The sequence below is a fragment of the Streptomyces sp. NPDC048277 genome (assembly GCF_040652235.1).
GTDB lineage: Bacteria > Actinomycetota > Actinomycetes > Streptomycetales > Streptomycetaceae > Streptomyces.
The window spans coordinates 1-13,488 of the sequence record NZ_JBEZLQ010000044.1; the positions used below are offsets into that span (position 1 = coordinate 1).

The window sequence follows — 13,488 nt, forward strand, 5'->3', positions numbered from 1 at the left end:
CGGGACACTCGCAATGGCTTCGACACCATGCGAACTACCAGAGGTCCCGCCCTCTTGACAGGGCGCACACATCCTTAACGCACTGGCGTTGCACTTCGTGGGACGCGATCGCCGCCCACTCGACGATGCCCAGGTCGCGGCCGTGGAAGCGGCGTTGGTGCGGGGCGCACGGGTTCGAGGCCGATCTGTGGACCCTGGAACGGGTGGGTGTGGTGGTGGAGCGGCTGACCAGGGTGCAGCTGGCGCGGGCGTCGGTGTGGCGGCTGCTGACCGGGCGGCTGGGCTGGAGCCTGCAACGCCCCCAGCGCCGGGCCGTCGAGCGGGACGACGCCGAGATCGCCCGGTGGATCGCCCACGAGTGGCCCCGCATCAAAAAGGGGCGGTGAAGAAACGTGCCTGGATCGTCCTCTTCGACGAATCGGGCGTGTCCCTGCTGCCCCAGATACGCCGCACCTACGCGCCCCACGGCCGCACTCCCACCCTGCGGCACCGGCTGAACTGGAAACGAGCCGGGATGGCCGCCGCACTGGGCTACCACGCCGCCGACCGTGAACGCGGACCGCGGCTGTGCTTCCACCTCAAACCGGGCAGCTACGACACCACTTCCCTGATCGAAGTGCTCGAACAGATCAAGAACTTCTACGCCGGTGAGCCAGTGGTACTGGTCTAGGACGGACTGTCCGCCCCTGGAACCGGGGCATGCAGGCCTGGGCGGGCGAACAGGACTGGCTAGAGCTGGAGCGGCTGCCGGCCTATGCACCCGAACTCAACCCCGTGGAAGTGCTGTGGTCGGCCATCAAAACACGCGAGCTCGCCAACCTTGCCAAAGACCACCTCGCCGACGTCGCCGACGCAGCCGAACGCGGCATCCACCGAGTCTGCTCCAACGAACAACTCCCGTGGTCCTTCCTCACCCACACCCGCCTAACAATCCATCCCCAAACACCACACGGGGGACGCCTCAGATTCCGCTTACCGTTCCCTTGACGTCAGTGGTCGGCATACCTGAGCCCAATCTGGTCCCGTGCGGTGTCGAGCGTGCGCATGATCGCAAGGGTTTCGTCCAGCGGCATGATGTCGCTCTCCGTCTTCCCGGCCAGCAGCCGCTCCTGCACATGCCGTGCCTGGTGGTGCAGGCCGCCGCCGGCCGTGCTGTTGTCGTCGTCGCGAGCGGCGGGCAGGCTCAGGCGCTCGGTCGTACTACGCACCTGAATGGTCAGCTCGTCCGGGCAGTGCATCATAAACGGCAGCTCGATGTGGCCCTCGGTGCCGGTGATCCGGGCCGTGCAGCCCAGCGTCGCCCGCAAGGAACACTGGGCGAGTGCGACCGCGCCGTTGCCGTTTCCGGAGAGGATAGCGGTGTGTTCGTCGACGCCGGTCGCGCCTAGCTTGCTGTACGCCGTGATCCTCTCGGGCGTGCCGAGCACCATGCTGGCCAGCGATATGGGGTAGACCCCCAGGTCGAGCAGGGCGCCCCCGCCGAGGGCGCGGTTGAATAGGCGGTGTGTCGGGTTCGCGGGGAGCCGGAAGCCGAAATCGGCTTCCACGGACTGGACCTCGCCGATGGCGCTCTCGGCGAGCAGCTCTCTGACCTTGACGTAGGCCGGGAGGAAGCGGCTCCACATCGCCTCCATCAGGAACAACCTGCGTTCCCTGGCCACCGCGATCATCTCGGCGGCTTGCACGGCATCCAGTGCGAACGCCTTCTCGCACAGCACAGGGCGCCCGGCGTTCAGGAACAGCAAGGTGTGCTCGTGATGGTGCGAGTGGGGTGAGGCGACGTAGACGATGTCGACGCTGTCGTCGACGGCCAGATCCTCGTAGGAGGCATGCCGGTGAGCCGGTGCGATACCGTACTTCTCGCCGAACTCGTCAGCCGTCTTCCGACTGCGGGAGCCGACAGCGACCAGGTGTGCGTCCCGCAGACGGCCCAGGGCGTCGGCGAACCCTTTGGCGATGGTGCCCGTGCCTGCGATGCCCCAGCGGAACGACATGAGAACTCCTTGGTTTCGTGGTGGTGGAGAACGGCAGCGGGATGCGCTTGGCGCACGCGCGGCGCTGGGATCAGTTGCCCTGGGGTGGGCGTGGTTGGACGAGTCCGCACCGGTAGGCGATAACGACCAGCTGGGCTCGGTCTCGGATGTGCAGTTTGGTCATGGCGCGCTGGTTGTGGCTGCGTGCGGTCACCAGGCTGACTACCAGCTGGTTGGCGATGTCGCCTTCCCCGCAAGGCTGCTTGATGTCAGCTTCGCTCGTCTGCATCAGCTGGGGCGATCGGCACAACTTCGAAGGGCCCGAGTGGAATTGATTTGCCTGCGACCAGGACGTCGGTCGCGGTCGGGCTCTGGTTGATGAGGGTGGCTCCGTCGGCGGTGCGGATCGCTTCGACCACGTCCGGCAGGCCGGGCAACACCGGCTCGACGCTGGCCAGCGCGAGCGCATGGGCGAGCATGAGGTCAGCCCCCGTGCGATCCGGGAAGACCGTGGAATGGAGGGAGGCCCCGGCACCGAAGTGGTTCTCCACAAGTGCGGGATCGCCCTGGGACGTGGAGGACAAAACGGTGCCCGTCGATATGACGAACTCTTCGCGCAGCGTGTCGATCGAAAAGCGGGTCGCGTCGAGCGTCGCGCCGATGCCGTCCTCGGCGAGTACCCCGTCGAAGTCCACAGGATGGCCGCCGAACACGTCCCGCATGCGGGTGGCGAAGCCACCCGGGAGGAATCTGTCGTTCTGGTCGACGATGTCCGTGAAGGCCGTCGTCAAGAGCACCCCGCCTCCTTCTACGAACTGCCGTAGGTTCGCGGCGGATTCGTCGGTGAGCAAGTAGAGAGAGGGGGCAACGACGAGCCGGTAGACGCTCAGATCATGGGCGGGATGCACGATGTCGGTCTGAACGTGGGCGCGATGCAGCGCCTCGTACCAGGTCCGCATGGTGTTCATGTAGTCGATACGGGCGGGGTGGTCGGGAAGCTCGATTGCCCACCAGTTCTCCCAGTCGAGAACGAGGGCGGCATCCGCCACGGGCGGCTGGCCCACTTCGGGAAGGGCCGTCAACCGCTGACCGAGCAGCTCGATCTCCTTCCATGTCCGTGTATCGCATCCCGCGTGCGGGAGCATCGCGGAGTGAAACTTTTCAGACCCGGACGTGGATTGCCGCCACTGAAAGAACATGATTCCGCCTGCCCCTCGTGCGACCGCCTGTTCACTAAGCGCGGCCATCTGCCTCGGAGCCTTCTGCTTGTTGCTCGGCCTCCATTGGACGGCGTTGGTTGCCTGTTCCATCAGGATCCACGGCGTGCGCGGCTTCAGGGAGCGCATCAGGTCCCGGGCGAAAGCCGCTTCGCGGAACGCTTCCGGGTCACGCGGGTCCGGATAGCTATCGTCGGCGACAAGGTCCACCTCGCGGGCCCACCGCCAGTAGTCCATGGGCGGGAAGGTGCCCATGAAGTTCGTCGTGATCGGCTGCAGCGCGCCGGTCGCACGAATGGTGTCACGTTCCATCATGAACAGAGCAAGCACCGCGTCCGAGGTGAACCGTCGAAAGTCCAGGACGGAGGCCGGGTTCTGGCTATTGGGCGCTCGCCGCGGCACCCGAACCTGCTCGAACGAACGGTATATCTGCGACCAGAATGCCGTGTTCCAGGCGTGGTTGAGACAGTCTATGGATCCGTAGCGGCGTTCCAGCCACTCCCGGAACGCCCGCTCGGCGTGGTCGGAGTAGTCGTAGGGGACATGGCAGGCGTATTCGTTGTTGACATGCCACATCTGAACCGCGGCATGCTGCCCGTACCGTTCGGCGAGGCGCTGGGCGAGATCCTTCGCGAGGCGCCGGTACTGCGGTGAGGTCGGCGAGTAGTGCTGTCGGCCGCCTTGGTGCAGTACCACGCCGTCCGCGGTGACGGGGAGGATGTCCGGGTACCGTTCGATCGCCCACGGCGGAGGTGAGGCGGTGGCCGTGGCCAGATTCACGCCGATTCCGCCGTCGCCGAGCATGTCGATGATCCGGTCCAGCCAGCCGAAGTCGAACACGCCCTCGTCGGGCTGTATTCGGGACCACGAGAAGACGCCGAGGCTGACCAAGTTGACCCCGGCACGCTGCATGAGCTTGATGTCGTCAGACCAGACTTCTTCAGGCCACTGTTCCGGGTTGTAGTCGCCGCCGTAGTACACAACACTCCTCGCCGCAGGTGGCTTGACCGTCGAGCACTTACCGTAGAACGATACACATACTCGCGGATCCGATCGTGGGCGTCCAGAGGCTGGCGCCCACGATCTCTCGCGTCGACCTTGGCTCCGGCGCACATCCTTGAGGTAGTGGAAGTGCATCATCGTGACAACCTTGCGGGACAGGAGCGCCGTCAGGAAGTCGGTAAGTTCGGCACGGCCGTGAAACGGCGTCCGCTTTACGAAGCCGGCGCTCATGAGCGCGTCGGCTGGTACGACTAAAGGACTCGAATGACGGCATGTCAGTTCGTGGTGGCGCGGCCCAGGGCCTATGGAAGCTGGACTCCGGACCAAGCATCGACTTCGCACTGTCTGTCGGCATTGTTCCCTGCGGTCACGACTGTGCCGTTGGCACGCAGGCCAAGGGTGTGCGTAGAACCGGCCGCCACAGCAACAATGTCGCGCCAATCGCTGACTTCGCACTGTCCATAGCTGTTGTCTCCAGCGGCGAGGACCCGCCCGGACGCTGTGACTCCGACGGTGTGGTAGCTGCCCGCGTCGAGCGCCACCACGTCCTCCCACTCATCGACCGCGCACGCCCCGGTTGCCCGGTGCCCTGTCGCTACTGCCTTCCCATCGGCTCTGAGACCGACAGTATGCAGATACCCGGCCGAAATGGCGGCAAGGTCACGCCACCCTTCAACGGCACACTGCCCTCGCCGGCTGTTCCCCGCGGCCAGTGCGGAACGGTCCGACCCGATGCCGACCGAGTGCCAGTCACCACACGAGACGACGATCACCTCGCGCCAGGACTGCACGTCGCACTGTCCTTCTGAACTCCGGCCAACTGCTAGCACGCGACCATTCACGAGCAGCCCGAGCGTGCGGCGCCAGCCCGCAGCCACGGCCGTGACGCCTCGCCACCCGGCGACATCACATTGCCCATCCCCATTCCACCCCGTTGCCAGCACCGTGCCGTCCGACCGGAGTCCCACCGTATGAGACCTGCCCGTGTTCCTCGCGGTATGGACGTTGCCAGCTGCCACCGCGACGACGTCGTCCCATCGCTCGACACGACATTCAGCGGCTGCGGTATCGCCCACGGCGAGAACGGTTCCATCCCAGCGCCGCCCGACCGAATGACGCCTTCCGGCCGCCAGCGCCGACGAGTTAGCGAGCATTCCTCCTCCTTTAGCTTGGCGCGAGTCCGCGACATGGGATGGATCCCACCCTACGTTGGCCCGGAATCAAAGCAGCGTCCTCAGCCGTCGCCAGCAGATGACGGCACAACCGAGTGTGATGAAAGCCTGGTGGTTGTCGTCGCGGATCTCCCAGCGGATGCGTAGGCGGCGGAACCAGTGCAGTGGTGCGATGGCGCTCTCCACAACCCAGCGGTGTGCGCCGAGTCCGGAGCCGTGTTCGGTGCCGCGCCGGGCGACATGCGGGGTGATTTCGAACCGTCGGACCTGGTCACGGTAGATCTCGTGGTCGTAGCCGCGGTCTGCGTAGAGGTGCTTGTGTGCCGGCCGCCCGCAATTCGGCCAGCAGCATCTCGTGCAGGCGCTGTCAGACCCCGGCCTCGTTCCACTCCCGCAGTCGCCTCCAGCAGGTCATCCCGGAGCCGAAGCCAAGTTCCTGCGGGAGGTAGCGCCAGGGGATGCCGGTGTAGAGCACGAACAATATGCCGCCGGAAGCGCCGCTCAATCAGCTCCCTGCTGCGTCGCACGGCACCTGCCGAAGCACGGGCGGAAGGCCCGCGCCTGCACTTCGGAGACCTGGTCTTCTGCCCGGCGTCACTGACCGTGGAACGGGGTGGGAAGCCGCTCGGGCTGACCACGACCGAGCTGAAGCTACTGAGCGAGTTCGCCGCCGCACCAGGGACCGTGCCCTCCCGCCACCTGCTCCTGGAGCGAATGCGGGACTACGCCTGGTCCGGCGACACCCGAGTGGTAGACGTCCACGTGCAGCGACTGCGCGCCAAGATCGGCCGGGCGCGGATCGAGACGGTACGCGGCTTCGGCTACAAGCTGCGCGCATGAGGACACCCGCCTTGAACGTGGGAGCGAAGGCCGCGCTGGCCGTCGCAGCGGCCACCCTGTGCGTTGCGGGCGCGATCGGTGTACTGGTGCACCGGATCACCGCCGCCGACCAGCCGGCCACCGCCCGCGACGGCCTGGACCAGCAGTTGCTCGGTGCCGCCGACGACCACGCCGCCGGACGCAGGACGCCGGCCCGCGTCGACCCACCCGATCTGCCCGCTCCGGTGGCACGGGCGGTGCGGGGCGGAGTCCGCGTGACGTACTTGCAGTCGACGGTACGCAGGCGGTGCTGTGGGCGGCGACCCAGGTCTCAGGCCGGAAAGTACTCGTGATCTCCCGTTCGTACGCCCCCGAGGAACAGTCCCTCACCACGCTCGACGGGACCCTGCTTACCACCGGCGCGGCCACCACCACGGTGTGTCCCTGGGAGGACTGCTGCTGGGAGTACGGATGGGCCGCCGGGCCACGGTCACCGGGCGTACGGCGAAACGCATCGCCGACGGTGACCTCGATGCCCGGGTCCGCCCGCACGGCAGGGACGAGATCGCCCGGCTCGCCACCTCCATCAACGCAATGGCGGACGCCCTCGGCGCCCGGTTGGAGGCCGAGCACCGGGTGACCGCCGGCATCGCCCACGAACTGCGCACCCCGGTCGCGGGCATGGTGACCGCGGTCGGACTGCTGCCACCGGGCCAGGCCTCGGACCTGGTGACGGGCAGCAACCACAAAATGCGCGGGCTGGTGGAGGACGTGCTGGAAGTGGCCCGGATGGACGCCCAGGTGGCGGTGGTGGACACCGAGGAGCGTGAAGTGAGCGCGATGGCACGGCGGGCGGTCGCCGGGCTCGACGGCGTCGAAGTCCAGGTCGTCGCGGACGCAGTCGTGACGACCGACCCCCGCCGCGTGGAACGCATCCTGAACAACCCGGTCGCCAACGCAGTGCGGCGCGGCGCCCCGCCCGTGGAGCTGGAGGTGGACGGACCGGTCGTCCGGGTCCGCGACCATGGCCCCAGTTACCCAGCCGACCTGCTCGCCCTGCTGCACACCTCCGGCCCTCAGCGGTTCCGCACGACCTCGCTCACCGGCGGCACCGGCCTGGGCCTGAGCATTGCCGCCGGGCAGGCCCGACTGCTGCACGCCCGTCTGGCCTTCCGCAACCACCCGCAAGGGCGCCGAGTCGGAACTGCGGCTGCCCACGGAGTGACACGGCTGCCCGGGGCGGTCCTCACCCGACATGCCACCCCACCTGGCGCTGTGCGTCGGTCCGAGTGACGAGCCGCGCGGAGCGGACCGTGGGCCGATCACTCAGCCGCCGGGGGCGGAGCGGACCGGCTCGTCGACCAGGCGCCGGGCCGTCGTGATGTCGGTGACGAGCGCGGTGATCCAACGCCCGCGTATCGCCGCACGTACGGCCGTGTACTTGCGCTCACCGCCGGCGACGGCGATGCGTCGCGGGACCATACGCAGTTGGTCGACGGAGATGCCGATCGTCCGCTCGCCGAGCCCGGCGTCGACGTGGACGCCGTTCTCGTCGAAGAACCGCTGGCAGATGTCCCCCACCGCGCCCAGGGCCCGCAGCCGGGCGATCTCCTCGTCGGCCACCGCGTTGCCGCTCAGCTGGAGCAGGGGTGACGGCTGAAGGCTGCCGATGCCGACCAGCACTGCGCTGAGTTGCTGCCAGGCCTGGCTGACTTCCAGCACCGCCGGATCGCGCAGCAGGGAGAGCCGGGCTTCCGCGGACCCGACGAGCCCCGGCGCGCGGACGAAGAGAGGGGTACCGCCGGTGAGCTCGGCGAGCCGGGCGGTGAGTCGTGTCGCCTGCACCTGACTGTGCGGATCGCCGATGCCACCCATGAGCTGGACGACCTGGGCGGCGCCCGGTGCCCTGGCGGGCTGCATCGCCTCGACGGCGGCGAGCAGTGTCTCGCTCCAGGTCGACACGCCGATCAGGTCGCCGGGTCGGAACGCGGTCTCCAGATAGCTCGCGGCCGCCGAGCCGAGCGCGCGCAGCAGCGTGCGTGGATGCTCCGGCACCTCGTCCCCGTCCAGGACGACGACATCCGTCAGCTGGTAGCGCTCCGCGAGGGCGTCCTCCAGGTCGCTGTGGATGCCCGGCGGCGCGACCACGATGGTCCGGATCACGCCCAGGTCCGTCGCGGAGCGGAGCAGCCGGGAGACGCCGGCCTGGGACAAGCCCAGCACGCCGGCGATCTCGGACTGCCGCATACCCCGCTCGTGGTACATGCGGGCCACTCGCACAATCAGCCGCAGCCTGTCGACGGATTCGCTGCTGGTGAGGTCAGAACGTTGGGACACACCACGAACCCTACTGATCCCCGACGGCCGCGGTGCAGTGCTCATGACGGTCTCGCCGTTCCCTGGGGAGCCGCCGTGGCCGTCCGGGTCCGTGCCACGGCTTCGTGCCAGGCGTCCAGACGGTGGGCGCGCTCGTCCGACGACCACTCGGGGCGGTAGACGTCCTCCTTCCTCGCCAGTTCGCTCAGGTGCTCCTTCGTGAACATCCCGAGGGAGCATCCGGCGAGATGCGCCGCGCCCAGCGCGGACATGTCGCGGGCACGCGGGCGGCGCAGTACCCGGCCCGAGACGTCCGCCTGCAGTTGCATGAGGGTCCGGTTGTCGCTGGGGCCGCCGTCGGCGAGCAGGGTGGTGATGGGCGCGCCCGGAGCGTCGAGCCCGGCCACGACGTCCTCCACCTGGAAGGCGATCGATTCCAGGGCGGCCCTGGCGAGTTCGGGCAGGCCTGCCGCGAAGGTGAGTCCGGAGATGAGGCCGGTGGCCTCGTTGTCCCACCAGGGCGCTCCGAGGCCGCCGAACGCCGGAACGAGGTGGACGCCTCCGGAGTCCGGGGCGGCCCGTGCGGCGAGTTCGGCCTCGCCGGTGCCGAGCAGTCCGGCGAGCCAGCGCAGGGTGGCACCGGAGGAACGGATGTTGCCCTCCAGGGCGTAGGCCGGTGAGCCGTCGTCCCAGGCGACGGTCAGACAGAGCGGCGACTGCGCGGCCGCGGCCGGAGAGGTGATCAGGCCCATGACGGAGGAGCCTGTTCCGTACGTGACCTTGACGCTGCCCGGTGCGAGGACGCCATGGCCGAACAGCGCGGCATGCGAGTCGCCGAGCACGGCGCCGACCGGGGTGCCGTCCGGCAGCGCCGACAGACCCCGCAGGGCGGGAAAGGGCCCGGTCGAGGGGATGATCCGGGGCAGGGTCTCACTCGGTACGCCGAAGACGCCGAGGAGCCCTCCGTCCCAGTCCCGGGTGCGTACGTCGAGAAGCTGGGTGCGGGAGGCGTTGCCCACCTCGATGACGTGCGCGGCCTGGCCGCTCAGTCGCCACAGCAGCCAGGAGTCGACGGTGCCGAGACAGAGCTCGCCGCGTCGGGCCCGGGTGCGGTCCGGGTCGTAGGTGTCCAGGAGCCACTGCGCCTTGAGGGCACTGAACATCGGGTCCAGGGGCAGGCCGGTGATCGTGCGCACGGCCGGTCCCAGCCCTTCGGCGAGCAGTTCGGCGCAGGCGGAGGCGGTGCGCCGGTCCTGCCAGCCGAGGACCGGGCCGAGCGGTTGCCCGCCGGATCGTTCCCAGAGCAGGCACGACTCCCGTTGACTGGACACGCCGACGGCGGCCACCCGACGAGGGTCGTGGCCGATCAGACATGTCTCGATGGCCCGTGTCACGCTCTGCCAGATCTCTTCGGCGGACTGCTCCACCCAGCCGGGGCGCGGGTGTGCGGTGGAGAGCGGCGCGGAGGCTGAGCCCACGACGGAGCCGGCATCGTCGATCAGCAGGGCCTTGGTCGCGGAGGTGCCCTGGTCGACGGCGAGGAGCAGAGGGGCGGCCGTCATGATGCCGAGGATGGCAGACGAGCCAGTTCGCGTGCCGCGCTGTGGATGCCGTCGGCGGTCAGTCCGAAGTGCTCCAGCAGTCCCTCGGCGCTGCCGGTCGGCGCGAAACCGGTCACACCGAGCAGGCGCAACGGGACGGGACAGTGCCGACCGGTGAGCGAGGCGACGGCCGCGCCCAGGCCGCCGCTGACGGTGGCCTCCTCCACGGTGACGACGGCCCGGGTCTCGGCGGCCGCCCGCAGGATCGCGGTCTCGTCGAGCGGGTCGACGAACGGCGTGTTCAGGACGCGGGCGGAGATGCCATCGGCGGCCAGCCGGTCGGCGGCGATCAGGGCGCGCGGGACCATGGTGCCGACGGCCACCACAGTGACGTCGTGCCCCTCCCTCAGGGTCACCGCGTGCCCCGGGGAGAAGGGGGCGTCGGCGGGGACGACGTCGGGCACCTTGAAGCGGGGGATGCGCAGATAGCTGGGGCCGTCGTGGGAGTGGGCCCAGCGGATGGCGGCACGGGTCTGGGCGCGGTCGGTGGGAACGACCACGGGCAGCTCCGCGATGGCGCGCAGCCAGGACAGGTCCTCCACGGAGTGGTGCGTCGGGCCGAGTTCGCCGTAGGCCATGCCGGGGCTCTGGCCACAGAGGACCACCTTGTGCCCGCTGTAGGCACAGTCGGCCTTGATCTGCTCCAGGGCACGGCCGGTCAGGAAGGGGCCGGCCGCCGAGACGAACGGGACGAGGCCCGCGTTGGCGAGACCGGCTCCGACGCCCACCATGTTCTGCTCGGCGATGCCGACGTTGATCAGCCGGTCGGGGAACTCGGCCCGGAAGGCGCCGAGGTTGCTGGAGCCCACGGAGTCGTTGCACACGACGACGACGCGGTCGTCCTCGCGGGCGAGCGCGATGAGCTCCTCCGCGAACACCTGCCGGCAGTCGTACGTCGTAGCCTGGGCCAGGGGGTTCGTGATGGTCTCGGTCATCGGGTCAGCTCCTCGACGGCGGCTCGTACCTGGTCCGGATCCGGCACCTTGTGGTGCCATTCGGCGCGGTCCTCGATGAACGACACGCCCTTGCCCTTCACCGTGTGGGCGATGACGGCGACGGGCCGCCCGGTCGTGGACGGTTCGAAGGCGGCGAGCAGGGCGGCATGGTCGTGGCCGTCCGCCTCACGCACCTCCCAGCCGAAAGCGGCCCACTTGTCGGCCAACGGGTCGAGGCCGACGGTCTCCTCGGTGCGGGCGCCCTGCTGCAGCCGGTTGCGGTCGACGACGGCGTACAGCCGGACCAGCCGCTGGTGTCCGGCGGTCATCGCCGCCTCCCAGTTGCTGCCCTCCTGCAGCTCCCCGTCCCCGAGGACGACCACGGTTCGGCTGCCGTCATCACGCAGCCGGGCGCCGAGAGCGCAGCCCACCGCCACGGGGAGGCCATGGCCGAGGGGCCCGGTGTTGGTCTCCACGCCGGGCACCTTGCGGCGGTTGGGGTGGCCGTTCAGGGCGGACAACTCGGCCGTGAACGTGGCGAGCTCCGACTGCGGGAAGTAGCCGCAGTGGGCGAGTGTGGCGTAGAGGGCGGCCGCGGAATGGCCTTTGCTGAGGATGAAGCGGTCACGTCTGAGGGCGTCCGGCTGCTCCGGATCGACGTCGAGGACGGCGCCGAAGAGTGTGACGAGGATGTCGGTGACAGAGAAGTCGCCGCCGATGTGTCCCATGCCGGCCCGGTCGATCATTTCGAGGACCTTGAGGCGGATGTCCGTCGACATGGCACGGAGTCGCTCAAGTGCCTTCTCGGGAGGTTCGGAGTGGACGGAGCGCCGTAGCTCGCGATAACCCGCCGCAGCGGCGAGATCAGCGGTCAACATACGAATATCCATTCAGTCGTCGATATTTATCTAGAGCCAGATACTGAAGCGCCGCCGCCATGTCGTCAACCCTCAAATATGGAACCCTTGACACCAGCCACGACCCGGCCTAGCGTCCATCGGTGGAAAAAATCAGCATCTGAATAAATATCCAGGAGGTTGTCAATGACTTCACACTCGGCCCCGGCGGGCCGCACCTTCACCGGCGGCATGTGGACGTTCGGCCGGATCATCGACCGCTATGCCACCGACGGATACGGGCCCACCGTGTCCACCCTGCGGACCATCGAGCTGGCCGCGGCCTCGGGACAGCTGGTCGGCCTGGACCTGAACTACCCCTTCGACGAGGGCGTCACGGTGGAGGAGGTGGCGAAGTCACTCACGGCGCACGGACTGACCGCCGTCAACATCACACCGGTGATCTACGACCGTGGCTTCCGCAGCGGCTCGTTCACCAGTGCCGACCCCGCCGTCCGCCGCCGCGCCGTCGAACTCGCCCACGAGTCGGTCGAGGTGGCCGGCCGCCTCGATGCCCGCTACGTGAAGTTCTGGCCCGGCCAGGACGGCTACGACTACCCCTTCCAGGTCGACTACGCCGAGCTGCGCCGCCACGCGATCGAGGGCATCCGTGACGTCGCCCAGAACTTCCCCGACGTCACGTTCGCCATCGAGTACAAGCTCAAGGAGCCCCGTAACCGCCTCTTCTGGTCGACGGCGGCCGCCAGCCTGCTCGCCATCGAGCAGATGGGCGTGGACAACGTCGGCCTGGTCGTGGACTTCGGGCACTCCCTGTTCGCCAAGGAGAACCCCGCCGAAGCCCTCACGCTCGCCCACTCGATGGGCCGGCTCGTCGACATCGAACTCGACGACAACTACCGCGAATGGGACGACGACCTGACCGCCGGCGCCCTCCACCTCGTGGAAACCCTGGAGTTCCTGCACGTCGTCCGGCAGATCGGCTGGCAGGACCCGCTGAAGCTGGACCTCTTTCCCTACCGCGAGGACCCGGGCGACGCCGTCCGGGAATCCGTCGCGACCCTGCGGGCCCTGGAGGACAAGGCGGCCCTGCTTCCTCTGGAGGAACTGCGTGCGGCGCAGGCCGCCCACGACGCCATGGCTGTACAGCGCATCGTGCGCACGGCATTGCTCGGCTGAAATCCTCGTACCACCCGGCCCGGTGGGTTCACCCCCTGGGCCTTCAGTACACTTCCGCGTTCCCCAGTCATCCGTCACGCCCTACGGCCCTGAAACCGTCCTTGGTGAGATCCTGCGCGACAAGCAGGTCGAAGCCGTAGTGCGCAGGCATCTGCCCCGGCTCGACGACGAGTTGATGCTCGTCCAGTTCAAGCATTGCAAACTGGGGCAGGTGGCGGGCTGCATCGAGGAGCCGCGAACCGATCCCGAGGCCCAGGCCGCTCTCTTCGCGGAGCCAGCAACCGCCCCTCCCGGACGGCTTCCGAACCCTTGCCACTGCCGAGGCACAGCTTGCCCCGGCCCTCGACTACGAATCCGCGGACGTGCCGATCGGCAGCGCCTGTTGTTACGGCAGGAAACCGCCACGTGGTGGCGTACGTT

General features: G+C 68.5%; 14 protein-coding genes and 3 pseudogenes. 7 read left to right on the forward strand and 10 right to left on the reverse strand.

Annotation, left to right across the window (positions count from 1 at the left end; genetic code table 11):
• The first annotated feature begins 125 nt into the window (after positions 1-125).
• The 3 genes from AB0D85_RS49150 to AB0D85_RS49160 are packed head-to-tail and all read left to right on the forward strand — an operon-like array spanning position 126 to position 987.
• Positions 126-386: a winged helix-turn-helix domain-containing protein gene (locus tag AB0D85_RS49150; RefSeq protein WP_362337147.1), complete on the forward strand. Its 261-nt coding sequence runs from the start codon at positions 126-128 to the stop codon at positions 384-386.
• The gene (locus tag AB0D85_RS49155; RefSeq protein WP_362337150.1) at positions 383-670 is read left to right on the forward strand and encodes a hypothetical protein; all 288 of its coding nucleotides are present in this window, start codon (positions 383-385) and stop codon (positions 668-670) included. Before AB0D85_RS49150 ends, AB0D85_RS49155 begins: the two co-directional genes overlap by 4 nt.
• 29 nt (positions 671-699) lie before the next feature.
• Complete coding sequence (locus AB0D85_RS49160; RefSeq protein ID WP_362337153.1) at positions 700-987, forward strand: transposase; 288 nt, start codon at positions 700-702, stop codon at positions 985-987.
• 2 nt (positions 988-989) lie between these two features.
• Here the strand turns inward: AB0D85_RS49160 and AB0D85_RS49165 are convergent, their stop codons facing one another.
• The 5 genes and pseudogenes from AB0D85_RS49165 to AB0D85_RS49185 all read right to left on the reverse strand — a co-directional run.
• Positions 990-1,994: a Gfo/Idh/MocA family oxidoreductase gene (locus AB0D85_RS49165; protein WP_362337156.1), complete on the reverse strand. Its 1,005-nt coding sequence runs from the start codon at positions 1,992-1,994 to the stop codon at positions 990-992.
• A 70-nt stretch (positions 1,995-2,064) separates the two neighbouring features.
• A pseudogene (locus tag AB0D85_RS49170) lies at positions 2,065-2,217 on the reverse strand (LuxR C-terminal-related transcriptional regulator); the annotation flags it as partial.
• Between the two features lie 25 nt (positions 2,218-2,242).
• Positions 2,243-4,171, reverse strand: a complete 1,929-nt coding sequence (locus tag AB0D85_RS49175) for a beta-galactosidase (RefSeq protein WP_362337159.1) — start codon at positions 4,169-4,171, stop codon at positions 2,243-2,245.
• Between the two features lie 323 nt (positions 4,172-4,494).
• Positions 4,495-5,346: a chromosome condensation regulator gene (locus tag AB0D85_RS49180; RefSeq protein WP_362337161.1), complete on the reverse strand. Its 852-nt coding sequence runs from the start codon at positions 5,344-5,346 to the stop codon at positions 4,495-4,497.
• 66 nt (positions 5,347-5,412) lie between these two features.
• Positions 5,413-5,851 (reverse strand): annotated as a pseudogene (locus AB0D85_RS49185) (transposase); the annotation flags it as partial.
• Positions 5,852-5,961: 110 nt separating this feature from the next.
• Between AB0D85_RS49185 and AB0D85_RS49190 the strand changes: the two are divergent.
• The 3 genes and pseudogenes from AB0D85_RS49190 to AB0D85_RS49200 all read left to right on the forward strand — a co-directional run.
• Positions 5,962-6,204: pseudogene (locus AB0D85_RS49190) on the forward strand (winged helix-turn-helix domain-containing protein); the annotation flags it as partial.
• Positions 6,201-6,536, forward strand: coding sequence for a hypothetical protein (locus AB0D85_RS49195; RefSeq protein WP_362337163.1), 336 nt, complete (start codon positions 6,201-6,203; stop codon positions 6,534-6,536). The pseudogene AB0D85_RS49190 and the gene AB0D85_RS49195, both read left to right, overlap by 4 nt.
• Positions 6,537-6,621: 85 nt before the next feature.
• The gene (locus tag AB0D85_RS49200; RefSeq protein WP_362337166.1) at positions 6,622-7,476 is read left to right on the forward strand and encodes a HAMP domain-containing sensor histidine kinase; all 855 of its coding nucleotides are present in this window, start codon (positions 6,622-6,624) and stop codon (positions 7,474-7,476) included.
• 33 nt (positions 7,477-7,509) lie between these two features.
• Here the strand turns inward: AB0D85_RS49200 and AB0D85_RS49205 are convergent, their stop codons facing one another.
• Genes AB0D85_RS49205 through AB0D85_RS49220 form a run of 4 tightly spaced genes read right to left on the reverse strand, consistent with a single transcriptional unit; the run spans position 7,510 to position 11,925 of the window.
• The gene (locus tag AB0D85_RS49205) at positions 7,510-8,520 is read right to left on the reverse strand and encodes a sugar-binding transcriptional regulator (RefSeq protein WP_362337169.1); all 1,011 of its coding nucleotides are present in this window, start codon (positions 8,518-8,520) and stop codon (positions 7,510-7,512) included.
• Between the two features lie 41 nt (positions 8,521-8,561).
• A complete protein-coding gene (locus tag AB0D85_RS49210) occupies positions 8,562-10,061 on the reverse strand; it encodes an FGGY family carbohydrate kinase (RefSeq protein ID WP_362337172.1) in 1,500 nt (499 codons plus the stop codon).
• Complete coding sequence (locus AB0D85_RS49215) at positions 10,058-11,035, reverse strand: transketolase C-terminal domain-containing protein (protein WP_362337175.1); 978 nt, start codon at positions 11,033-11,035, stop codon at positions 10,058-10,060. The genes AB0D85_RS49210 and AB0D85_RS49215 overlap by 4 nt, the downstream gene beginning before the upstream one ends.
• Positions 11,032-11,925 carry a transketolase gene (locus AB0D85_RS49220; protein WP_362337178.1) on the reverse strand — a complete coding sequence of 298 codons (894 nt, stop codon included), beginning with the start codon at positions 11,923-11,925 and terminating at the stop codon, positions 11,032-11,034. Before AB0D85_RS49220 ends, AB0D85_RS49215 begins: the two co-directional genes overlap by 4 nt.
• A 153-nt stretch (positions 11,926-12,078) precedes the next feature.
• Here AB0D85_RS49220 and AB0D85_RS49225 point away from each other — a divergent pair, with 153 nt between their 5' ends.
• Positions 12,079-13,068: a TIM barrel protein gene (locus tag AB0D85_RS49225; protein WP_362337181.1), complete on the forward strand. Its 990-nt coding sequence runs from the start codon at positions 12,079-12,081 to the stop codon at positions 13,066-13,068.
• A 67-nt stretch (positions 13,069-13,135) separates the two neighbouring features.
• Here the strand turns inward: AB0D85_RS49225 and AB0D85_RS49230 are convergent, their stop codons facing one another.
• Positions 13,136-13,264 carry a hypothetical protein gene (locus AB0D85_RS49230; RefSeq protein WP_362337184.1) on the reverse strand — a complete coding sequence of 43 codons (129 nt, stop codon included), beginning with the start codon at positions 13,262-13,264 and terminating at the stop codon, positions 13,136-13,138.
• Between the last annotated feature and the right edge of the window lie 224 nt (positions 13,265-13,488).